General features: G+C 41.8%; 18 protein-coding genes. 3 read left to right on the forward strand and 15 right to left on the reverse strand.

Going from position 1 to position 24956, the window contains the following annotated elements; translation table 11 throughout:
- Positions 1 to 15 precede the first annotated feature (15 nt).
- Positions 16 to 2778, reverse strand: coding sequence for a TonB-dependent receptor domain-containing protein (locus RYH73_RS00130; protein WP_335311214.1), 2763 nt, complete (start codon positions 2776 to 2778; stop codon positions 16 to 18).
- A 273-nt stretch (positions 2779 to 3051) separates the two neighbouring features.
- On the opposite strand from RYH73_RS00130, the gene RYH73_RS00135 reads away from it, so the two are divergent.
- On the forward strand, positions 3052 to 4155 hold the full coding sequence (locus tag RYH73_RS00135) for a C1 family peptidase (protein WP_335311215.1): 1104 nt from the start codon (positions 3052 to 3054) through the stop codon (positions 4153 to 4155).
- A 121-nt stretch (positions 4156 to 4276) separates the two neighbouring features.
- Positions 4277 to 5284 (forward strand): WG repeat-containing protein, encoded by a 1008-nt coding sequence (locus tag RYH73_RS00140; RefSeq protein ID WP_335311216.1) that lies wholly within the window; start codon positions 4277 to 4279, stop codon positions 5282 to 5284.
- Between the two features lie 140 nt (positions 5285 to 5424).
- Here the strand turns inward: RYH73_RS00140 and RYH73_RS00145 are convergent, their stop codons facing one another.
- Positions 5425 to 6573 carry a histidine decarboxylase gene (locus RYH73_RS00145; protein ID WP_335311217.1) on the reverse strand — a complete coding sequence of 383 codons (1149 nt, stop codon included), beginning with the start codon at positions 6571 to 6573 and terminating at the stop codon, positions 5425 to 5427.
- Between the two features lie 148 nt (positions 6574 to 6721).
- On the opposite strand from RYH73_RS00145, the gene RYH73_RS00150 reads away from it, so the two are divergent.
- Positions 6722 to 7192: an Lrp/AsnC family transcriptional regulator gene (locus tag RYH73_RS00150; protein WP_335311218.1), complete on the forward strand. Its 471-nt coding sequence runs from the start codon at positions 6722 to 6724 to the stop codon at positions 7190 to 7192.
- A 48-nt stretch (positions 7193 to 7240) separates the two neighbouring features.
- On the opposite strand, the gene RYH73_RS00155 is transcribed toward RYH73_RS00150, so the two are convergent.
- The 13 genes from RYH73_RS00155 to RYH73_RS00215 all read right to left on the reverse strand — a co-directional run bounded on the left by RYH73_RS00155 (position 7241) and on the right by RYH73_RS00215 (position 24904).
- Positions 7241 to 7681, reverse strand: a complete 441-nt coding sequence (locus RYH73_RS00155) for a hypothetical protein (RefSeq protein ID WP_335311219.1) — start codon at positions 7679 to 7681, stop codon at positions 7241 to 7243.
- Positions 7682 to 7816: 135 nt separating this feature from the next.
- Positions 7817 to 8626 carry a hypothetical protein gene (locus tag RYH73_RS00160; RefSeq protein ID WP_335311220.1) on the reverse strand — a complete coding sequence of 270 codons (810 nt, stop codon included), beginning with the start codon at positions 8624 to 8626 and terminating at the stop codon, positions 7817 to 7819.
- 107 nt (positions 8627 to 8733) lie between these two features.
- Positions 8734 to 9504: a LytR/AlgR family response regulator transcription factor gene (locus RYH73_RS00165; protein ID WP_335311221.1), complete on the reverse strand. Its 771-nt coding sequence runs from the start codon at positions 9502 to 9504 to the stop codon at positions 8734 to 8736.
- A gap of 3 nt (positions 9505 to 9507) precedes the next feature.
- Positions 9508 to 11247 carry a tetratricopeptide repeat-containing sensor histidine kinase gene (locus RYH73_RS00170; RefSeq protein ID WP_335311222.1) on the reverse strand — a complete coding sequence of 580 codons (1740 nt, stop codon included), beginning with the start codon at positions 11245 to 11247 and terminating at the stop codon, positions 9508 to 9510.
- A gap of 59 nt (positions 11248 to 11306) precedes the next feature.
- Entirely contained in the window at positions 11307 to 12893 is a 1587-nt protein-coding gene (locus tag RYH73_RS00175; protein ID WP_335311223.1) for a beta-N-acetylhexosaminidase, read from the reverse strand.
- A gap of 196 nt (positions 12894 to 13089) precedes the next feature.
- Complete coding sequence (locus RYH73_RS00180; protein WP_335311224.1) at positions 13090 to 15021, reverse strand: alpha-L-fucosidase; 1932 nt, start codon at positions 15019 to 15021, stop codon at positions 13090 to 13092.
- Positions 15022 to 15331: 310 nt separating this feature from the next.
- Positions 15332 to 15946, reverse strand: a complete 615-nt coding sequence (locus tag RYH73_RS00185) for a LutC/YkgG family protein (protein WP_335311225.1) — start codon at positions 15944 to 15946, stop codon at positions 15332 to 15334.
- 112 nt (positions 15947 to 16058) lie between these two features.
- Entirely contained in the window at positions 16059 to 17435 is a 1377-nt protein-coding gene (locus RYH73_RS00190; RefSeq protein ID WP_335311226.1) for a lactate utilization protein B, read from the reverse strand.
- A 71-nt stretch (positions 17436 to 17506) separates the two neighbouring features.
- Complete coding sequence (locus tag RYH73_RS00195) at positions 17507 to 18244, reverse strand: (Fe-S)-binding protein (protein WP_335311227.1); 738 nt, start codon at positions 18242 to 18244, stop codon at positions 17507 to 17509.
- 359 nt (positions 18245 to 18603) lie between these two features.
- Positions 18604 to 21153, reverse strand: a complete 2550-nt coding sequence (locus RYH73_RS00200; RefSeq protein ID WP_335311228.1) for a phosphocholine-specific phospholipase C — start codon at positions 21151 to 21153, stop codon at positions 18604 to 18606.
- Between the two features lie 200 nt (positions 21154 to 21353).
- Positions 21354 to 22724, reverse strand: a complete 1371-nt coding sequence (locus RYH73_RS00205) for an aldehyde dehydrogenase family protein (RefSeq protein WP_335311229.1) — start codon at positions 22722 to 22724, stop codon at positions 21354 to 21356.
- Between the two features lie 253 nt (positions 22725 to 22977).
- Complete coding sequence (locus RYH73_RS00210) at positions 22978 to 23676, reverse strand: gamma-glutamyl-gamma-aminobutyrate hydrolase family protein (protein ID WP_335311230.1); 699 nt, start codon at positions 23674 to 23676, stop codon at positions 22978 to 22980.
- A 91-nt stretch (positions 23677 to 23767) separates the two neighbouring features.
- A complete protein-coding gene (locus RYH73_RS00215; RefSeq protein WP_335311231.1) occupies positions 23768 to 24904 on the reverse strand; it encodes an iron-containing alcohol dehydrogenase in 1137 nt (378 codons plus the stop codon).
- Positions 24905 to 24956: the final 52 nt, after the last annotated feature.

The raw sequence follows: 24956 nt of genomic DNA on the forward strand, positions 1-24956 counted from the left end.
AATGGGGGGATTCAACTAACGCATCTGTCGCATGCCGCGTCCACCAAATTGACGCAGATTATAGGTAAAGCTCAACAGAAAATACCGCTGCAGTATATTGGACTGTGAATCCTCAATATAACGTTCCGTAATATTCCGGGTAATTTGTGTATTACTGTTAAGCAGATCGAAAGCAGTAAGTGTTATCTCTGCTTCTTCCTTCTTAAATAGCTTTTTGCCGATGGAAGCGTTCCATAAAAGGAAACTTTGATCATAACCGGCAGCTAGACCGGTATTGTAGCGATAGTTTAAACTGGACGCCACACGCAGTCCCTTCCAAAAAATATAGGTGATATCATTTCGGATTTGCTGATTGTATGAATTATTGCTGAGATCGCTGTTGCTACTATTTCGCACCATATTATAGTTCCCACTATAGGAAAGACTAAAAATGATTTTCCGACTAATGTTGCTATTAATGCCGATACGCTGATTGATACCGAATGTATTGGTATGCGTCACGAGCTCGTTCAATATACCGACATCGCGGTTATGATGCAAGGTGGTGTTCGCATTTAAATTGATCTTTAATGCTTCTATCGGGATTCCGAATGAAGTATTGGCGCGTAAACTGTAATAACCATTTACGTTAACGGGCCGTGTAAACTGTGCGCCCTTTCCTAACAATACATTATCCAGGATAAAGGTATCAACCGCCGCTATGATCGTTGAATTCACAATACGATTATTCGTAAGCTCACCATTCATGCCAACGGAGAAGTTGGCACCCGACGCTCTATTTACGCTGTTATAATTTAACGAAAAGGTATGTCGGAATTCTTGCTTTAGGTTTGGATTTCCACCGGTGATATTCAACGGATTTTGGTTATTGATTACATCTTGTAACTGTAATACATTGGGTGGATTGGTAGAAGTATTGTAATTAAAACGAATACGGCGATCGCGTGAAAACCGATACATCAGGTTCGCATTGGGCAAATAATTGATAAATTGATGCGATGCATTCGTTACTTCCGGAAAAATTCGATCATTCGCCATTTTAGCCTGTTGATAATCGATCCCCAAATCAAACAGAAAACTTTCCGAGCTGTATTGGTAGTTTAAACCAGCTCCGTAAAATTTGTAATCATTTCTGAATTCATTAGAAAGCTCCCGATTTAATTCACTGTACTGTCCGGTCTCCAGCAAAAAGTCATACATTCTACGGTCTGAATAACTGTTATTGGTACGATGACTTACATTTCCCATAAAACGAGCATGCGCTCCGAAAGGTTCGGTATAAGTAAGCCGTGTATTCCAAAGTGTGCTGGTGGAACGGCTATCGTTTCGATTATTCACGGTGTCTGAACGGTTCATTGCACCCCCTTCGTAGAACATGTTATAAGAAAGCGCGAAAGCTTCATTTGTGTTTCGGTTGTAATTATTTTCCAAATGAACCGAGACGGATCGCCCTTTGTTATTTAATCGAAGACCATAATCGATACTACCACCTATTGTAAAAGCATCGTTATTTCCTCTATTCTCTCTATTTGATGTGTTGATCAATTCTTGGAGGGCATCTAAGGTTCGCGTATCGTTGGTATTGGTTGTTTTACCGCTACTGAAATTGATGCGGGGATTAACGGTTAAACGTTGCGTAGAATCACGTTTAAACACAACACGGACACTCGCGGCATGGCCCTGATTATTCCGATTGGTTTGCTGTGATGATAGATTAAACTGATTGGCCTCATCAGTCATTAAAACCTCCCTATTCGCCGTTCGGATCAATTCTTTATCAGCATTGTTAAAATGGTAATCGGCATTGAATTCAACTTCCTTCCACCAAGTATTATTATAATTGATAGCCATGCGATGGTTCGGACCGATGCCACCTCCACTCCCACCATCACCTCCCCGACCACCTCTGCTGCTGGCGCCGACCAATTCATTGCTCGAAAAACTTCCCTGATTGATGTTGTTGGAAAGAATATTACCGCTAATACGACGATCACCGTCAAATGCATTGAGAAAGCCCCCCGTATTGTAGCGATCCTCATTACCGATAGCACCTGCCATACGGCCGAAATAGCCGTGTCTTCTATCCGGTTTTGTTACGATGTTAATAATTTTACGTCTATTACCATCGTCAAAACCCGTTAGCTTTGATTGTTCACTTTTTTCGTCAATCAATTGAATTTTATCGATTACGTCCGCCGGAAGTGTTTTTAAAGCGACCGCTGGATCAGAACTAAAGAATTCTTTCCCGTCAACGATTATTTTTTGTACATCTTCGCCTTGTGCCTTAATTTTTCCTTCTGCATCAATTTCAACGCCGGGAATTTGGGCAACCAATGCATCCGCATCCGCATAGGCTTCTGTTTTATAGGCCGCCGCACTAAATTCGGTCGTATCTCCTTTAACGATCACGGGTGGCGGAGCAACTGTAATGCTAACTGCATCGAGCATGGTAAAAGCAGTACTTAAAGAAAGCTTTAGATTTAGGTCCTCATCCTCAATTTTCACCGACTGGCGACTTTGCTTATAACCGATATAAGTCAGCACGAGGGTATAGGCTGCATTCGGTAGCCGGTCCAACACAAAATGCCCTCCCACTTGTGCAACAGCTTGCTTGAACACCGAATCTTTTGCATTTAGCAAGCTAATTCGAGCCCCCTGAAGCCCATCGCCATTCGTACTATCGACAACGGTACCAATAATTTTGTGCTGAGAAAAAGCCAGGCAGGATGAAAAACAAAAGATTAGACAAATAAAGGTTCTTAAATGTATCTGACGCATTTATCATAAATTGGCGTGGATAAAAAAGAGCGACCTAACCTAACCGAGTTATTGACTAATTAGATACGCTCTTTTTTGCCTACTCGAGGCATCTATCCAGATGAATTAATGTTCTGTTCGTTTTAGTATAATTAAGACTGCAAATCATTTGCTTCGTTTAATTACCACTTAATTGTTACAAATTCTTTGTTAAACTTTGTACAGATTTATACCTTCGTAGATGCTGTGCCAAATTTGGCATAGCCAAAGCTAATATTTTCATCCTATTCACACATGAAAACAATTCATCTATTTACTTGGCTCCTTTTCTTTTGTCTGTATACACATGCACAGGAATTAACAATCATTAAAGAAAACAAAGGTACAGCCGTTAAGAATCAGGGCCAAAGCGGCACCTGCTGGAACTACTCCACCACTTCTTTAATTGAATCCGAATCCATTCGAAAGGATTTACTGCGCAATCCTGACTTATCGGAAATGTTCACTGTTCGCAATGTGTACATCGAGAAAGCAAAAAATTACCTGCTTCGTCAAGGCAAAGCTCAATTTAGCGAAGGGGGTTTAGGCCACGACTTAATTCATGCGATTGAGTTGTATGGGGCGATGCCTCAAATCGCTTTCAAAAGTGTAAATGGAGAAATTCCGAATCATGAAGGCCTCGATAAGCAATTGAAAAGCTATCTTGATAATGTATTGACCCAACGTCCCATCGCTGCCAATTGGTTGGACGGCTATACTAAAATTCTAGATGAAAAGATTGGAGTCGCCCCTGCAGAATTCGTTTATGAAGGGAAGAAATATACCCCGCTGTCCTTCGCAAAGGATGTATTGCATTTTAACGCGAATGACTATATCAGTTTGACATCCTTCACACATCACCCCTTTTATCAACAATTTGTATTGGAAGCGCCTGATAATTTCGCTAATGGTCTCTTCTATAACGTACCTTTATCCGATTTACTACAAATTACCGAAAAAGCAATCGATAACGGCTATACAATCATGTGGGACGCGGATGTAAGCAATCAAGGTTTTCAGCAAAAGAAAGGTTATGCCTTATTTTTCGAGCATCCCGAAGATGCGAAACAAGAAAAATTAAACCCCGATGCACCGGAAGCACCTTACACCCAAGACGCTAGGCAAGCCCTTTATGAAAATCTGACCACGCAAGACGATCATTTAATGCATATTGTTGGGTTGGAAAAATCTAAAGAAAACAAACTCTTTTTTAAGGTAAAGAATTCATGGGGGGAGGTAGGTCCTTTTAAAGGGTACATTGCGGTATCGCAAGCGTACTTCGCCATCAACACGGTGAGCATCGTGCTGCCTAAAGCCGCCTTATCCGAAGAGCTCAAGAACAAACTACAGGTAGAATAGCCAATGCAAGTTGATTGATCCGACATCGAATCACTGAAAACAGTGATTTTTAACACGAAACATCAAATTTCGCCTTAAAAATTTGGTGGGAGTTTGTTAAAATACCTAGCTTCACTCCTATATGAAATATACGAGTTCGGCCCTTCTTTTTTCGCTACTGCTGTGTGGATGTCATTTAGTGAGCCTTTGTCAGGACCAAAAGAAGCTATTTTACTTTCTCTCAGCTGACAGCTTATTAGGCGTTAAGGATGAGAAAGGCACCATCATCATTCCTGCTACCCACTACTTTCTTCCGATTGCCTACGATGATTTCAGTTTGCCTATCCAAGATAGCATCCTTATCCTCGTTCCAAAACCAGCCATCAATTTGAAGGATCCGAAGCCTTATGGCCTGGCTTATGATCGAAGCGGAAAGGTCTTGTACGCACCTTATTTATTTGACAACGGCCCTGATTATTTAGAGGAAGGGCTATCCCGTTATGTTGAAAATGACAAAATCGGCTTTGTCAATCGATGGGGTGAAAAGGTGATTAAGGCAAGGTGGGACTGGGTCAGTCCATTTGAATATGGCATTGCCAGGGCCTGCAACAACTGTCCCATTGATTATAGTAAAGACACCGAGCACCCCAGCTTAGACTTATCCAACGCACGCATTTATTACATCGATAAAAAAGGTCGGACACTAAGGCCACTTAAAACAAAACTGTCTGCACATGACCAAACATTAGATAGCCTCTACCTCCCTTACCAATTTACTTATAATACGTTTGAAACGGATCTATTAGAAAAAATAAGGGGTCTAGATTTAATCAGTAAGGCCTTCTTTGCCAATTATTATAACCAGCTGACCGACCAGGAAAAACAGTTACATTTTGAAATCGTGGAGAAACCGAATAAGGATTTCCCCTATTATGTTATCAATGCTTTTCGCTACGATGCAGATGGTTCCTACCATAAAGTCGATAACCCTGATTTATTATTTTACGCGACCAAGAAAGGCCTTATTTACCAGATTCCCTTTGATAATTTAGAAGAAAAAGTGCCCTTGAACGAATGGCTGTTGCAATATGACATAAAAGCTCGGCGCTATTTAAAAGAACATCCCGATGCACCTAATCGATACCCCTAAAACTCCATTTCCAAAAAAAGGCCGCCTCAAAAAGTTGTAGGCGACCTTACCAAACACATCTCTTCTATTCGTTATTAGTTGTGCTTTGCCGGTTGCGTGTTATTGACTATTAGTTACTCGTTACTCAACTACTCAACCATTTAACTACTTAACGACCCCACCACTTCCCGACTAACTCGAGCGTCTTCTTGGATATCTTTTAAAAAAGCATTCAACTGTATCTCATCCACACCTGGCATACAGACAACGTGGCTCAAGCCATTTTCGGTTGCCAATTGCCATTTTTGGCGTAGGCTCTTCGAAGGTTCAGGAAAAACCACCGTAATTGCAGAAGGATTTCGCCAAGCGGGTATTCCCATTTCCACCAGTCTATTTTCGAGTGAAGCTGCCATCAACAAACTATCTTCTGCCCTTTTTTTAAGTCCTCCTGTTCCCAATTGTTTAATAGCATACCATAAAAAAATCGGACTATGCCCGTTTCTGCTTCCCGTAATGGTTGTATCCACCGTTCCTATATAGGGTATCGCCTTTCCAATCCGTTCTTTGTAGTTCTTTTTTACCAATACCAAACCACAGGGTATAGGAGAACCGATAAACTTGTGGCCACTTATTGCTAAGCTATCCGCACCATGAGAAAAGTCAAATCCAGGTTTCAAATCCAACAAGGCGCTATAAACACCTGCAAGTGCTGCATCGCAATGGATATAATAGTTTTTTATCGCCGCCATCCGCAGTCGACTCTTAATTTCGAACAGGTCATCTTTAGCCTCCGTCATGGTTGTCCCGATGTTGGCAAAAATAATGGCAGGCTGATCACGGTGCATATGCAACATTTGTGATAGATCGGCATAATCCATTTCGCCTCGTTCATCGGTCCGGATAACGATACTTCTCAAATTAAGAAGCTGAATATTTTTTTGAACACTGTAATGGGTAGCTTCTGAATAATATACAATGCCGTTCGGATAAAGCTCTCGTGCGACGTAGAGCCCATATAAATTTCCCTCTGAACCACCATTCGTTACATAGCCCCACCAGTTATCGATCGGTGCGCTAAACAAATCAGCAAAAAAACGCAAAACCTCTTGTTCTAAAGAGCGCGAATTAAGATCATACGTAGATTCTACCAACGGATCACCTATGTTGTTTAAAGGTAGTTTTAGCAACGGATATAAAGCCGTATAATCAAAATCACGTGCAATGGGATATCCCAAAAAATACTGTGCTCGTTCCGTTGCCTTTTTTATATAACTGATCAGTCGTTCTTGATCAATAGCCTGTAAACCCATACTCCTATTAATGTTTGGCAAAAATACCATTATAAAAAATTATCATCTAACTTTATTTTCATATCAGAAAATAAAACTGAAAACAAAGATCACTCCAGAATTAAATACTTTTTACTTAGCTTTGCCGCGATTAAATCAGTAAAAATTTATGATGGATAAAATCGATAAGATGGATGCCCGAATTCTGAACATCTTACAACGAGATGCTTCACTAGGTGTTAAAGAAATTGCGGCAGAGATCGGTTTGAGTGTTTCTCCTACTTTCGAACGCATCAAACGCCTGCGAAAAGAGGGCTATATTGAACGCTATGTGGTGCTTGTCAATCGTGAAAAACTGGGGAAACACCTTTTGGTAATGTGTACGGTAACCCTCAAGCAGCAATCATTGGAAACACTTAAAAACTTCGAAGTGGCGGTTAAGCAGTTCAGCGAAGTATTAGAGATTATGTGTATTGCAGGCAATCATGATTATTTACTTAAAATTGCTGTAAAAGATGTAGAAGATTACCATTTATTCGTTATGCAACAGCTGTCCAGTATTCCCAATGTAGCCAATGTAAGCAGCAGCTTCGTATTAAAAGAAATCAAAAAGGAAACCGCTTTTGAAGTGAAAATCTGATCCTTTCTATTGAATACAGATAGGTACCAAATTACGACCTATTGTTCGTTAATCTTCAATTGCCGAGATATAGGGCCAGAGTTTCAGAAATAATTTTTCAGAATCCTTATCTTTGAAATGATCTTCCAGGCAAAATACTTCCCCTTCATTTTGAATACCGGCACCGACGGCAGCAGGCGCTTCGCTGTGTACTTTTTCTAAGACCTCTACTAAACATTCGCTTAAAAAGGTAGTAGGATGTCCGTCCTTTTTTAGGTCGGCAAAATCTTTGTACGGAGACAGTTGTACATTGGTAATAGACATGAGCACCTTTGCTACATTATCCAACTTAGGGCCCATAATTTGTTCAAAATCCACTTCTCCTGACTCGAGGCATCTACAATCAATGGAAGAGATCAGAATAGTCAATTCCAAAAATGCCTCCGGATTCTTTTCCCAGTCAGGGTGGTAAGACATCAATATACGAATTAAATCGATTTCTCTCAACATAGCGTTCTTGGTATAATTGGTTCAACAATCGTTTCTTCCTGCTTTTTGGAAATAGCATATAACAGATAACCAAACTTACTAATCTATGTTGAAGATTCCAAACGAACTTATTCACATTGAATGCTTTACAAAAATCTATTGCGCAACAACAACATTCCCTAGAAACACTTTGGCATCAGCATCGTAGCTAAAGGGTGCACTGAGATAGAAATATTTAACGGCTTCGGGCTTGAACATATCTGTATCGAGCATTTTTGATTTATTAACAAAAAGACGCATTCTCTTTCCTTCAACAGCGATAGCCACATGAATCAGGCCATTGGAATAACTATTAAAAGGAAACTTAAGTGTATTGTAGATTTCCGTATCACTACTTGCGTTGGTTACCTCCCGATTATGAAAATGAAACTGGCTGCTCGTGATTGCATTGTCATTATAGGCATCCATAATATAAGAACGATTGGAATTATCACGACCAAAACCAAAATTCATGCTGCCGATATCTTTGGCTTCAACACTTCGGGTAACTAAATCAAATTCTACCGTAAAGTTTTCAGGTAAATTAAGCAAGCTATCCATACGATAAGTTGTATAAGGAGCTAACAAAAGCCATTTCCCGGGAACGCCGGATATCGAAACTACACTTCCTCCCCCACTTGTTTTCCAATGTTTCGCCATACGGCCATCATCACTTGTTTTGAAGTCGTCTGCAAATAGGATATGGTCACCTGGCGTAAACGAATATACTTCTTCCAAATTGGGCAAACTTGCCGATTCAGCCTGTTCTTCCGTATTTTTAGCTCCTTGGCCGTTAAGTACATCGTCCACTTTTTTTTCCACTTTATCTTCCAGCTTCTGTTGCACTTTCTTCCAGATCTGTGCTTGTGCCATTGCCGTGTGCATAACCAACAGCAGCAGGGTTATCATTACTCGTTTATTCTTCATATGACTATTTTTAACGATTAAAACAGTCAAATTTAATAAACGAAGAGGCACCGAAACCGTTGGATAGCATGCTACCTTGTAATCATTGGAATCTTTTTTGTATTTGACTATTTCCAGGATAAATTGTTGAGGTAGTCAATAACAAGACCTCGCTTGCTTAAGGCTACAGGGATATCCAATTTATCCTCCAACACCAACAAATTACTTTTCTTCTTGAAGGATTTAACCGCCGACATGTTAACTAAATAAGATTGATGCACACGTAAAAAGCCAACCGCACTCAATTGTTTATCAAACTCCTTTAATGGCTGTGAAACGAAGACGCTCGCCCCTTCTTTAAGATGAAACTTGGAATAGGTATTATCGGCCTCTACCGCCAGAATATCTTTCACAAAAACTACTTGTATTTCCTCCAAGGTCTTCAGGATAATTTTTTTATCTAAAATACGCTCCTGTTTATAGTTATAAAAGAATGTCTCTAACTGCATTCTTGTTTTTCGATCATCCAACGCCTTCAATCCTTTATGTAAAGCCACAATGAGTTCTTCCGGCATAAAAGGTTTTAATATAAAATCCAAGGCACTAAATTTAAATGCCTGAATCGCATAGTCGGCATAAGCTGTTGTAAAGATAATATGCCCATCAAAGCCTTGCTGATACAACTCGGCTAACCAATCGAAAGATAAGCCGTCGGGAAGATTAATATCCAAAATCAGAATTTGCGGATTTTGCTGCCTAAATTCCCCCCTCGCTTCTTCAATGTCAGTGGAAACCGTCAATTTTACATCACGGAAAGAACCGTGAATGATGTCGACAATCATTTTCGCAGACATTACATCGTCTTCCAACAACAAACAGCTAACCGGGTTTATAAGCATTTTCTATCTTGATATACGCAAATGTACACAAGTTCCCTGAGAAGCCCCATCCATTTGTTTATTGGAAATTTCCATGCTAATCTGATATGGACCCGTTCTATTAAGCACCAAAATGCGTTGCTTCAATATATCCATGCTCATGGAACGATGAAGGGAATTGGCGTTTTTATTTACAGGAATACCATTACCGTTATCCTCGATTAAGAGATGAAGGGCAGCACCTTCTTTTTCAACATATATACGGATTTTGCCGTCTTCACGATTTTTGACCCCATGTACAATCGCATTTTCCACAAGCGGTTGTAACAACATGGAAGGAATAAGTACCTCTTCCTCCTTCAACTCAGGAGAAAATTGGATATCATAGGTAAAGGACCTACTGGCATTCAGCTGCTGAAGGTGCAGGTATTTATCAAGAAGGTCTAACTCCTCTTCTAACGGAATCAATTCCTTATCCGAGTTTTCAAGTACCAATCGAATCAGGCGGCTAAAGCTACTCAGGTATTGCATAGACAATGCACTGTTATTTCTGTAAATGTATTGCTGAACACTCTGAAGCGCATTGAAAATGAAATGCGGGTTAAGCTGCAATAATAAAAATCGTCTTTGCAAGATCGCTGTTTCCAACTGTTGTTTTACTTTCAGGTTTCTCCATCGGAGTACAATGAGTCCGATCAGCAATAAAACGATCAAACAAACCGCGAAGATCAAATACAACTGCTGTCGAAGCTGTTGCTTCTGAATGGCGTTTTCTCTTGCCAACTGCTCAATTTTCCGCTGCTTCTCTGCACTTTGATAAGCCGCTGTAAGCGCTGCCACTTTTTGTTCATAATCCAAGGTCGCAAGCGAATCTTTTATATTATCATAGGCTTCGATTGCTTTCCAAGATAAGCGATCACTCCCCATGCTTTTATAGGCTGTATATAAATTGTAGTACAATTGCTTTTTTTCGGACAGACTCGCATAGGGTAAAGCCTTTTTGAAAACATGGACCCCTTGTAAAAATTCACCTTTGCGGATGAGCGCATATCCCAAATTGTTGAGCGTGATAACAGAGGGCGTCTGACGCAACGATTCACGTATTGATAGACTTATTTTTGCATGTTCGATAGACTGGTCCCACGCTTTTTCTTCGATATAGAAATTGCTTAGGTTGGTGTAGAGAATCGCCTCTACCAGTTTATTTTTTTGGTTTTTTGCAAGGTGTAACGCCTTCTGAAACGTCAGCAATGCTTCTTTTCTCTTCTTTTGTTCGAGGTAAACACCAGCCAAGTTTGACAAACACTTCAATCGTAAAGCCGCGGGTAGATCTTTCGTTAACGCTTTTTGTAAATAGTGTTCAGCTAACGAAAATTGCTTTAGCTGTGAATACAGCGTACCTAAATTAATAAACACGGAAGCTCTTTCCTTGGCATGTTGTTTCCCAACTAAGTAATCTATGCTTTTCAGGTAAAAGGAAAGTGCGCTATCCGGTTTACCTTGTTGTAACAACACACTGCCCAGCCCCATATAACTCCGGCCCATCAGCCCATTATCACGAACGGTCTGACCTCGTTGGAGCAAGTGGTACAAATTGTTTTTGGCTTGTTCATAGTCCTTCTTTTGAAGAAGGCTATCCACCAAACTTAGCTCCTTCTGATAAGCCAGGGGCTCCACTGCTGCCTGTGCAAAGAAGCCCACAGATAAAATAATGTAAAAACCAAGAAGTCGTATAGGACCTTCGCAATAATTTGATGGGGACATATCGTTTGGTTGCTATCGCTTTCCAAACCTACTTATTTTTAGCCCCCTTTCAAAAGCTATTAAAAAATTTTGTGGTATTCAATTCCTTTTTTATCCCAACGGTGATAAAGATTTGTTAATCCCTTTTCGAAGCGGTCAAAATCCTTATTGGCTTTGCTGGTCCAACCGACTTCGGCATATGCAGCAATGCGTGGGAAAGTTTGCTGATTCATTGCCTGAACGGAAGGTATCCACTCGCCCCACATTTGTGCGCCCAAACCAAGTATTTGCTTATGGTAACGACGATCTAACCCTTCAGGTATGGGATCAAAATCATAGGCTTTCTTCAATGGAATTGTTTTATAATCATAATCTAAATACGTATACAGATGGTACGAGTTGACGACATGATAACCTTTACTCACCGCATCCTTTACCATCGCTAATTCCCCCTTCCAAAATTGTACAATGGTAGACTTCGACAAGGTGCCGGTAACGGGTGCAGTTTGTTGATTATAGTCATGCAACTTGGCTCCCATAATATCATTCCATCCCATCATCTGACGATTCTTTCCAGCAATATAGTTCGATATGGCGTTCGTGAAAGCTATTTGCAAATCGGCTGGCGACGAGAGTTTATGTGCCCTCATGTAAGCTTGGACTTTTTCCGACTTTAACCATTGATCGTATTTTACCTCATCACCGCCTATATGGATCACTTTCGAAGGAAATAACTCAATCACCTCATTTAACACCTCTTGCAAAAAGCTGATCACTTTGGGATCCGTTACATCAAAGATATCGTATTTGACACCGAAGCTCGTTGGTACCGAAATAGGCTTCTTAGTCACTCCCAGCCATGGATATGCGGCAATAGCAGCACTGGAATGTCCAGGCATTTCGATTTCAGGTACCACTTGAATATGTCGTGAAGCAGCGTACGCTATAATTTCCTTTACATCTTCTTTACTATAATACCCCTGATGGACCTTTCCGTCATATACTTTACTCTCCCAACTGCCAACTTGAGTCGAATCACGTTTTCCGCCAATACTTGTTAGTGCCGGATAGTTGTCAATTGCCAAACGCCATCCTTGATCTTCGGTCAGATGCCAGTGAAAAACGTTCATCTTCAGTAAGGCCATTTCGTCCAATATCTTTTTCACCACCTCTTTCCCTTTAAAATAACGTCCTTCGTCCAGCATGTAACTTCGCCATGAAAATCGTGGCTGATCCTTAATTTCCTGAAATTGAACTTGCCAATGTGCCGATTTTTTCATCAATTGCCGGAGTGATTGTATGCCGTAAAAAATACCGGTAGGGGTTGCTGCTTTAATTTCCACGCCCTGCTGATGAACCGATAACTTATAACCTTCCTCACCCAATTCAGCTTGTAAAGCTTGGTCGCTTTTAAGTAGAATGCCCGTCGATATAGATGTTGTCGATCGGTTCACAATCACACCGAAATCGCTTTGCCATAATGTAGATAAATAATCGACTTCATTCGTCAAAGCTTCATCTGCATAAACTGCAACCGGTGTATTAAAAGAAAAAAAACCTGTTTTAGTCACCACTTCCAATGGCTGAGGGATGATTTGTTGTGAAAAGGAGGGATGTATTCCTATTAGACAAAGTAAACCAAAGAATATCTTTTTTGAGTTTATCATTTTATTTTGTTTATAGTGGTCGATGCAATGTAAAGCTATTTGTATCCGGTAAGCATTTTACCGGAAAAAACAAGTATAAGAAGCCCATTGGACAAAACCAATAAACGTGCAAACGCAATCGGTTGTCTAATTTTCTGTAAAAAGCAAAGGCCGCCTTTCTCGGGAAAGGCGGCCTTTGCTTTTTACTTTTTAATTTTCATTTTTTACTTTTCTTCCCGTATACTTCGAGCTCTGCAATACTAAATAGAGGTTTACCATTATCGGAAACTGACTGCTTGGCTACCAATTTGACATATTGTCCGGTTACTTTATCCACTAAGGCCGTATATTGCAAAATGGGATTTGCTTTGATATTGGAAAATTCGCCACTTACTGCCAACCTCCAATCTTTTCCATTATCGCTCACATAGTATTCATATTTTTCCACGGTTCCTCCGGATTTGCCATCTTGCCGCGGCAAGTAACCGAATGCCGATATATGCTGTTTCGCTCCCAAATTCACAATGATTGCGCGCTGATCTGTAAGAACGAAGGTTTGTTGATCATTATCGAAGGCTTTTTTTGTTTCACTCGTTTCGCTTGACCAGCCAGCTTTATCCAAGCCTTTACGTTTAACAAGCGTTTGCTTTTTTAACGTGGGTTCAGCAAAAAGTCCCATATCACTCAGTGCAATGCTCACCGGTGCAAACACACGTAGCCGCAATTTGCTTGTTGTAATGGATTCAGGCAGTCGGATAATGCGATTGGCGCCTATACTTGTTACGCGCGTTACCCGCATCCAAGCACCCGATTTCCATTCATCCACCAAAACACTATCAATCCGTTGTCCTAATTTTATATTCTCGCGTAAGCGAATAATATTGAAAGTCCGTTGATTTGGCAGCTCTATTTCGAGTTCAGCTTGATGCACATCATCGTCGGTAGCCCAATAACTATATCGATCTTCATCTGTTAAGCGCTGTACACCATAACGCTGGTTATTATCATTCCGTATATTGGACGCTTTCAAACGGGCTCCTTTCAATAAGTTCTTATCAAAAACTTGCTTTAACAGGCTCCCAAATTCCTTAAGCGCCTTCACATCATTTTCATGTAAAAGACCATCTGTATTGGGAGATAAGCCCAAATCAAAAGCACCACCACGACCTACACTTTTACAATATAAGTCGAATAAGATTGCCGGTGTTTTCACCTGATCATCTTGCGAAGCATGGTAAAACCAGCCCGGTCGTAGTGGGACATCGCATTCTGTCGGGATCCAACTGGCACCATTTCTGGTACCCGTTCCCAAGTTGCTATCGTCCATATAACCTGGCATCGGATCCTTTCCTTCTTTACCAACAAGGGTTATGGTTGACCAGCTGGTTTCAGCGGCAACTCCCTTTTCATTACCTACCCACCTTACATCTAAGCCGATATCGCTGAAGATATTGGCACTTGGTTGCATGGTACGGGTTATTTCCCAGGTGTTCATCCAGTCATAATAGGTTGACTGGTCTACTTTACGTTTTTCTTTCTTTCCACCATAATAGCCATCACCTCCATTGGCACCATCATGCCAGCTCATAAAAAGCTCACCGTAATTGCTATAAAGCTCTTTCAATTGATTGCGGTAGATCGTCACATACTCGGGTGAACCATAGGCAGGATTGTTTCTGTCCCAAGGAGAACAATAGACCCCGAATTTCATTCCCAATTTTTGCGCCGCTAATTGAAACTCCTTTACCATATCGCCTCTACCGTCTTTCCAAGGACTCTCACTGATGTTATACGCAGCCGTTTTAGTTGGCCAAAGCGCGAATCCATCGTGATGCTTGGCAACAGAGATAATACCTTTAAATCCACCCGCCTTTGCCGCGGCAACAATTTGCTCCGCATCAAACTTTTTGGGATTAAATATAGCGGGATCCGCATCGCCATACCCCCATTCCTTATCTTGAAAGGTCGTTGGTGTAAAGTGGATAAGGCAATACATTTCGGTTTCATGCCAGGCTAATTGACGTTTACTGGGTAATACGCCATAAGGTTTAGGGGCATCATCAAAATCCTGCGCGAGACTGTTTGCTCCAAACAGACATGCTGCAATAAGAGTTAAAAGGCTTCTTCCTCGGTACATGTTTACAAACATAAAGGGTATCCAAAGTTAAACATTCAGGGAAATTAGCCTAATGCTCAGCTATATTAACTATGTTGGTTATTAGTTGTTAGTTACTGGTTATTTGTTGTCGGTTATGGGTTATGGGTTGTTAGCGATTCGTGATGACGTCCGTAAAGGCAATACTAATAAACATCTCATTAACAATATTTTAGCAATAAGCCATCCGTTTTCAGTCGCACGAACCTTCCCATTATCACCTTAACTAACCGACCCTAGGGAGCTCATGAGTGCCGAAAAAGCAAACACTTATGAATAATTGGCCAATCGGCTAATTTCCTACTCAACTACTCAACAAATAAACAGCCAAGCTTCGTGGCCCGTGTGCTCCTAATACCAAAGATTGTTCAATATCGGCCGTTTTAGAAGGACCTGCAATAAAAACCCCGAAGGGATCCTCACCCAGGCCCATCTTTTCATAAGCCTGATGCATATTGCTTATTATTTGTTTCTTGTCGACAAGCAACACTAGATGCTGACAAATAAAGGGTAATACGCGCACCACCGTTTCGGGCACCCATAATGCGCTATTTTCAGCTACGCCGAATTGCGCAGTCATGATGGCTATATCAATATCCTCCAGACTATGTGGATCAACATCAGCATCTTTTATTGGTTCCGCCAGATCTGCCATCTCCGATAAGGTAGACACCACGCGCAGCTTACGTTCAATAGACCACCTTGTTCGTATTTCAGGAATGTAAGTTTGTAAAAGGTGGTCCTTTACCGCTTGCTGCTCGGTCACTTCTAGCACACTGGTACCACCAGCCTTCGCAACATCCGAAAATTTTCGTAGCGGATCATCGAAAACAAGGGCATTACTTACTTCATCAGGTAAGAAAACCTCTTCAATCTGCGCAGCCTGAATGGCTTGTAATATTTTTTCTTTACTGGTCATTTTTATTTACTATCAGCTATCCGTATGCGATTTCAATCTAGTTTCTCCCTTGTTGTTAAGCTGTAAGCATAAAGCCTTCAATGCCGCATACCTCAAGCCTATGCCTTCCACGTTACACGTCCTTACCTCTTTCTTTATACCACTCACTAAAGGATTGCTTCGGAGGTGCCGGCATCTCACGTCCTTTGTACCAAGGATTGAGGCTATTATTAACGGTGAAGGGAACATATTTTAAAGCAAGACGCCCCATTTTTCCTGCCAGTTTAAATTTGGAAGGCGACGATAATGTATTTGCCATGAGTTTCATCGCTACGGTCTTTTTCTTATCGGTATATCCCGCCTTTACCAATTCTTGACGCCACTTATACAACTGATTATGGATATCAATTTTCACTGGACAAACATTGCTACATGAGCCGCAAAGCGTTGAAGCAAAGGGAAGGTCGGCAAATTTATCCATATCTAAGTTAGGTGCTAAGATAGAACCAATCGGACCCGATATGGCGTGATGGTAACTATGTCCGCCACTCCGTCTATATACGGGACATGTATTCATACAAGCACCACATCGGATACATTTCAGCGAATTTTTGAAGTCGGGCCTCGCCAATTGCCGACTTCTACCGTTGTCTACTAAAATAACATGCATCTCCTGCCCCTTCCTTGGTTTCCTAAAATGGCTAGAATAGGTAGTTATAGGTTGTCCCGTAGCGCTTCTTGTTAACAAGCGCAAAAACACCCCCAAGTGGGCTCTTTTCGGAATCAACTTTTCTATCCCCATACTGGCAATATGTATATTGGAAAGATGCGCCCCCATATCGGCATTCCCCTCATTGGTACATACAACCATTTCACCTGTTTCCGCAATCGCAAAATTCACCCCCGTCAATGCGGCCTTACGTGTAACAAAGACATTCCTTAAATGTTGTCGGGCAGTCTCGGTTAAAATCTGCGGATCAGACACCCCAGCTGCCGTTCCGAGGTGTTCATGAAAGATGTCGCCTATTTCTTCTTTTTTCTTATGAATACAAGGTAGCACAATATGGCTCGGCATTTCCTTGGCAAGCTGCACAATGCGCTCACCTAAATCAGAATCGATCACTTCAATGCCATTTTCAGCCAGGTAATCGTTCAAATGGCATTCTTCTGTCAACATCGACTTACTTTTCACCATCCGCTCGATACCTTGCTTTTTTAACAACGCACAAACGATTTGATTATGTTCTTGGGCATCTGCTGCCCAATGAACCTGTACACCATTTGCCAAGGCATTCTTTTCAAATTGGAGCAAATAATCTTGCAAACGGGATAATACGTGATTCTTGATTTGTGAAGCGGTATTCCGTAACACTTCCCATTCGGGGAGGTCATGCGTTAAACGATCACGCTTTGACCGAACAAACCAAAGCGTTTCATCGTGCCAGTTCACTCTGGCTTCATCTTTATTAAAGATATCCGCTAATGCCGCGTGTTTTTTATCTGTATGCATTTTTTGTGCGTTGTGTGTTATGCATTGTAAGTGGGCGTTCAAACTGCCAAAGGCAATGCATAAGCGGTAACTTATAGCTGACTATTCAATATCTCGGCAATATGTATCACTTTGGTAGCACTTTTATTTCGTCGAAGAATGCCTTCCATATGCATTAAACAAGACATATCCGCCCCTGTAATAAATTCGGCTCCATGCCGCAAGTGATCGGCCACTCGGTCCTTACCCATTTTTACGGAGACGGCTTCCTCTGCCACACAAAACGTTCCGCCAAAACCGCAACACTCATCTTTCCGATCCAGCTCAACTAATTCAATATCTTTGACCATATTTAACAGTTTACCTGGTTTTGAAAATGGTGCCGCTGTTAATTCGCTCATCTGTGAAAGCATCAAACCTCGTTGTCCATGACAACTTTGGTGCACTCCTACACGATGTGGAAAACGCGCATCCAGTTTCTCGACTTTCAATATATCTGTAAGGAACTCTGTTAATTCGAAGACACGATGACGAACCTCATCACTAAGTCCAGGAGATGAATCCGTATGCAGGTGATCTTTTAGATGTAAAACACAGCTTCCTGAAGGTGAGACGATATAGTCATATCCTTGAAAACATCTGATAAAATTCTCATTACATCCACCGGTAAGGTGCTCGTAACCCGAATTGGCCATCGGCTGCCCACAACAGGTTTGTCCATCAGGATAAGCAACCTTAACGCCTAGCTTTTCTAAAAGTTCAAGTGTGGCTCGGGCTGCTCCCGGATAAAATTGGTCTACATAACATGGTACAAATAAGGCAACCTCCATGTGTTATTCTGTTTAGTTAAAAAAGGATAGAAATACAAAGTAAAGAACTTTCAATATAGCTTCATTTCACAATCTTGACTATTTATTAAGCTATCTTTACTAGGTTTCCACGATCCCCCGCGATCGTTCAAAACAAAATAACAAATTTCTTCATTAACAACTGTCATGGGCAGTCAGCCTTGTCGTCTTATCAGTTGTTAGTTGCCGGTTGCGCGTTGTCAGTTGTGGGTTATTGGTTATTGGTTATTTGCAGTAACGTTCCCAAGGGTAATACTACGCAACGTCTCAATCCATTAACTAACCGACCGTAGGGAGCTCATGAGTGCCGAAAAAGCAAACACTTACGAATAATTGGCTAATTAATTAACTACTCTTCCCATAAACGGATCACTTTTGGAAGCCATACCATTTTCCACCCTACCGGCATAACGTCGCTCAAAGGTGGATTGCCCTTTAACAAATATTGAAAAATCGTACCATCCATAGTTTTTCGAGGTATCCAAGACTATACGAGTTGCTTCATGGCTTTTTATTTGCTTGCGAATTAGCTCCTGACCATAGGACCAATCACTAATCTCCACCTCTAACGTTGCTGCTTTTGTTTCTAGTAGTAATTCGATGTTACCCGTCAATTGTTGCGTAGCTTTCTTTTTTTCATAAAGACATCTTACCGAAATTCCATCATCGCTCAAGATGCCTTTCAACTCTCGGAAAAAACCATTAGGACCATACACCTGTAGATGATATTTTTCCTTATCAAAGTGATTGATAGGCCATCGATAATTTAATCTATCTCCTGCTTTCACTGCAAAAGCCCAGGTTTTTACCGTTTCCCATATGGGATGCCCATTAGAAACGGTCTTCAGGTAGTTACCTGGCGCATAAACATTAAAAGCCGCACCCGCCGCATGTTCGCCAAAAAAATCGTTAGCAGCAAGGAACGTAAGTTCAATCACGCTTGCATCTATCCGTTGTTCTTCCACATACAGCTCGTAGGGCAATGCGTTCGAATCCTTGATCCCTGTCTCTTGTTTTGGTAAGAAGGGCGAATCAAAAGGATGCCTATTAATGGAAGCGATTTCATTTTGTTCAAGTGCTTGGAAGCCTTTTGGCAGGTCTTTCGATTTTGCTTCATAAATCGCCCGTACAAATGCATTGCGTTGAACCGCATCGGGAAAGGAGAGCACCTCTCCGTTATAAGGACGGAATGCAGAGGTTAAATCACCGGTAATAGCACGTCTCCAACTGCTGATATTCGATTCCCGAACAGACTTCCCGGTTTTCTTTTCCACAAACTTCTCCATAAAACGAATGGTAGAAGTAATATCGCAAAGCTCCGAGTTGACCCATCCGCCGCGTGTCCAAGGAGATGCGATAATTAAGGGAACACGATATCCAAGGCCAACAGGGCTTTCACGAAGGTCTTTTTTATCTATTCCCTCCCGTTTCAATTCTTCCTCGATGCTGACATATTCGTCGCTGACATCCAATCCTTCTGAGATGCCGCCACTATGTATATCATTGGGTTTAGGAGCAACAAATGGTGGTACGTGGTCAAAATATCCATCATTTTCATCATAAGTAAGTATAAAAATAGTCTTCTTCCAAGTTTCAGGATTTTTGGTAAGAATATCCAAGACTTCCGCTACATACCACGCGCCAAACCAAGGAGAACTTGGATGATCGGAAAATGCTTGCGGTGCCACCAGCCATGATATCATGGGAAGTTTCCCTTCATTTACATCAGCTCGAAATTGATGTAGAACATCTCCTTTTGGTACTTGCATTCTCTTTTCCGCTCCCTGATCCATATAGGAAATCTCCTCAATCTCATAGTAGTTTGGATCATTTTTATTCGTGGTAAAAGCCCTTTCATGAAGATGTCGTTCAAACGGGCTAAGCTTTGCAAAATTCGCCGGATTGTATTTGGCCAGCTCCTCCTGGTATTTTAACAGTTGCGCTTTCTTTTGCTCCCGTTTTTTTTTGATCGCCTGTGTTTGGCTTGGTTTCATCTTCTTGATCTGCTCTTCCAGTTCGGCTATCTCTGCAGGTAAAGCTTTTTCCCGTTTCGTTAAGAATCGATGGTGTCCACTACTAAAACGTACGTGATATTGTTGAAACCATTCCAGGTTATTATCCGTAAAATTAGACAGCCAATACTCCCTATCACCTTCCAGTTCGGTTTGTATACTCAATTCATTCTGATATACCCGCCAGCTGATACCTTGCTCTTCCAATCGCTCCGGAAAAGTCTTCCAATTTACTTCTCTATTGAAATAAACATCTGAGTTTCTAACATTAGCCTGTGCTCCCGCTGCCCCTTTTAACGTTCCGCTCCAGAAGAAAAGGCGATTGGTTGTCGTACCCGTCAGGGAGGAGCAAAAATGCTGATCGCAAACGGTAAAAGCATCAGCGAAAGCATAGTAGAATGGGATATCTTCACGACTAAAATATCCCAGGGTAAGCGGCATATCCTTATAGGCTTTGTTTCCGGACTGTTTTGCTTTCAACCATCCGTCATACTTACCACCATTGCGCGCGTCTACCTGATTTTCCCACGAGTGAGGAAGCCCTCCCATCCAAGTGGATTTGGTCTCCTTCATATTAAGGCGAAAAGGGGCAAATGTATGACCGGCCTCATCCGACTGCAACCATACCAGGTTTTTATTAGGCAACCTGATCGCTCGGGGATCATTGAAACCGCGCACCCCTTTTAATGTTCCAAAGCAATGATCAAATGATCGATTTTCTTGCATCAGCAGCACGATGTGCTCCGCATCTTCGTAGGTGCTTCCCGGTGCTGGATTAATTTCCAGAGCTCTTTGCAATGATTTTGGTAAGGCGTTCCACACCCCCGTACTTCCCGCTAAAAATGCGGCTTTCTTTATAAAGTCTCTTCTATTTTCCATTTTATTAGCTATAAGTATCAAGACACCTGCCTGCCGGTAGGCAGGTAAGTATCAGGTATCAAGACGCCCTATTCATCACTCATTTCAGCTATTAGCTATCAACATTAGGTGTTCGATATTTGACTTAAGTCTGGCAACGTAATTCATCACTCATAGTTCATAACTCAACACTCATCACTACTTAACTATTTCCCAACTCCCTATTTACTACCTACCAAATGCCACCCCTTCGGCTTGGTAAATGCTCTTAAACCCTGGTGCGATAGCGTTGCTCCGATACCCGAATGCTGCCTACCGCTCCAAGGCAAGGCAGGGCTCACACGATCGCAACAGTTCCAATATCCCGATCCTACGTTTAGCTGTCTCAATATGGGCAATGCTCTTTCCTGCTTATCGGCGTACACACCTGCAGTCAACCCATAGGCTGTATCTTGCATCAATGCCAGTGCTTCGGCATCATCTTTCACTTTCATGATACCGATAATAGGCCCAAAGCTCTCTTCCCGCATAACGAGCATGTCATGTGTTACATTCACCAATACGGTGGGTTCAAAATAATAGCCTCTTCCTTTGATCACCTTGCCGCCTGTCAACAGCGTCGCTCCCTTAGCCAGGGCATCGGCCACCTGAGTTTCCAAGACCCGGAGATGTGCTTCTCGGGTGATCGCTCCAAAATAAACGTCATCTCTTGTTGGATCCCCCAATTTCCAAGCTTTAACTTGTGCAAGAAAAGCGGTGAGGTATTCCTCGTAGATTTTCTCATGCACGTAAATACGTTCTACCGAACAACAGCTCTGTCCATTATTATAAAACGCGCCATCCGCTGTTGCTTCCGCCACGGCTTTTAGCTCGTTGATATCTTCCGTAATATATATCGGATCTTTCCCCCCCAATTCCAGCTGACAAGGCACCATCTTAGTCGCTACCTGTTCATAGATATATTTACCTGTTGGATAGGACCCAGTGAAAAAATAACCATCCAGCGGTAATTTCAGCATTTCTTTACCAATGTCTCCGCCACCAACCGCGACCTGAAATATCGCTTCCGGAACCCCCGCTTCCCGTAATAAGCGCCCAATTTGTAAACCTGTATTGGCAGCAAATTCTGATGGCTTGTAGAGAACAGCATTACCCGCTAACAATGCCGGCACAAACACATTAACGCCTACCAAATAAGGATAATTCCATGCTGAGATATTGCCGATCACACCCAGTGGCTCATAACTGATAATTTCAGTAAACACTTCGTTTTTGCGTAAGACTTCATCTGAAAGGTAAAGTAGCGCATTCGCTGTCAACCATTCCACACGCTTTATGGCGCCGCTGATTTCATTGTTTGCTTGTTGCAATGGCTTTCCTGTTTCAGCTGTTAAGGTCGCCGCCAGCAAGGATTGTTCTTGGAACAATTGCTCTTTAAATCGCATCAATATGCTGACGCGCTCCGCTAAGGAAACATTCGCCCATTGTTTTTGCGCGTCCTTTAGTTCGCTGTATTTTTTTTTCAAGCTTTCTACAGAATCCACTGTTAGCGTGGCAATAATTTCTTCGGTTGCCGGATTAATGATATTCATTTTGTTATTGCTTATTCGTTACTGGTTATTTTTGTCAGTTGTGCGCTGCCAGTTCTGAGCTAATTCGTTTATTAGTTATTGGCTGTTTGTTATTCGTAATAACTTTCCTAAGCGTAATACGACTCAACCATGCAGCTACTTAACTCATTAACTAACCGACCGTAGGGAGCTCATGAGTGCCGAAAAAGCAAACACTTACGAATAATTGGCTAATTCACTAATTGGCTAATTAACGACTTAACTACTCCCCTACTCAACTATTCAACAATTTTACTTCCCTCAAAAAAGATTCCCTTATATTTTTCACAAAGGGACTCGCCACATCTTCCATTCGCTCAGGATGCCATTGCACCAGACATAAAAATGGCTTACCCTGTTTATCTTTCCATTCCAACGCCTCTACCACACCATCGCTGGAAATTGCCGACGCAACCAAATCGCCGGCAATTTTATCAGCACTTTGATGGTGTAAACTATTTACAAGTCCTTCTGTATATGCTACGATGTCAAATAGCTGCGAATACCGATCTACGTGGATAAGATGTTCCCGCAACCTGCCATCCGGCAACTTTGCATGATGAAATTTCCCCCAAGCAGGAATATCCGGAATTAAAGTACCTCCAAAGTACACATTGATTAGCTGTAGCCCGCGACACACACCTAAAATCGGAAGTTTACGTTTCGTTACATCGTTTAACAATTCCCACTCAAATGCATCCCTTTGCTCATCAAAATCCACCGGAACACAGTAAGGTAAATAATCCAATCGGTCATAATACTTGGGGTGTACATCTTCACCACCGGTAAAGACCATGGCCTGACATTTTTCTACCTCTGAAAAATTATCAAATCCATAACCGATTCGGATGATTTCGATCTGTTCCTCATTCCCTTTGATCCACTCGGCATACAAATCGTACATTCTGCCATCAGTCATTCCTATTGTTATCATGTTCTAGGTTAGTTATCCGTTACTAGTTATTCGTTGTTTGTCATCCTAATCCCCTACTTAACCACTTAACTTCTCAACTAGGCAACCAAATCTAAAGCGCTTCTTCATACAGCCTTTTAAAATCTGCTCTGCTAACCGGTTTTGGGTTATTAGGATGTGCAAAATCTGCTATCGCCAGATCGGATAGCGTCTCGATATGATCTTTTTCCACACCTATATCGCGTAACTTTTTAGGGATTCCTATACGCGCATTCAAATCAAAAAGATAGTCTACTACCGCCTCACCGTGCTCTTCCGAGAGCTCCAATGCGCGGGCGATTCTTCTGAATTTCTCTTCATTTCCTTCGATATTAAAAGCCATCCCATATGGAATATTAACCGCATTTGCCAACCCATGATGCGTATCCAGTAAAGATGACAACGGATGCGCCAACGAATGCACTACCCCCAAACCCTTCTGGAAAGCAATCGCTCCCATCATAGACGCCATCAACATATTGCTGCGTACCTCCTCATCGGGGGTCAGCACTGCTTTTTCCAGCGATTGCGCGATTAACCGCATACCTTCTAAGGCTATACCATCGCAAACAGGATTCGGATTTTTCGCCAAAAAGGCCTCCATATTATGGGTCAGTGCATCCATACCGGTGGCAGCCGTAATATGAGGAGGGAGCCCCATTGTTAACAAAGGATCTGCAAAAACGATACGCGCCATCAATTTAGGAGAGAATAGAATTTTTTTTTTATGCGTTTCGTCGTCTGCAATAATGGCGCTGCGTCCAACCTCACTACCGGTTCCTGCAGTAGTCGGAACAGTAATAAAAGGAGGGACCTCATGAATTACATACACGTCACCCCCTATCAAGTCATCGTATTTAAACAGATCATCCCGATGATTAACACGCAATGCAATGGCCCGGGCGATATCCAAGGCTGCTCCACCACCAATACCGACAATACTGTCACGATCTGTCTGATCCCATATGTCTGCCCCCTTATAAACATCCGACTTAACCGGGTTTTTGTGCGTATCAGCAAAAATTGCTACATCGACCCCATGTGTCTCCAGGTCCTGCACTATTTCCTTAAAAAAAGGGAGTGTTACAATCATGGGATCCGTCACCAGCAAAGGTCGTTTCAACCTATTTTTTTTTAAGTAATCGGGCAGTTCCTTTACCGCTCCGCATCCAAAGCGGATCGTTGTTGGAATATTGATTTGATGAATCATTTTTGTTGTTTGTTGCTGGTTATTAGTTGTTCGTTATTCGCTTCCACCTTTT

This window comes from Olivibacter sp. CPCC 100613 (genome assembly GCF_036959255.1).
Classification (GTDB): Bacteria; Bacteroidota; Bacteroidia; order Sphingobacteriales; family Sphingobacteriaceae; genus Olivibacter.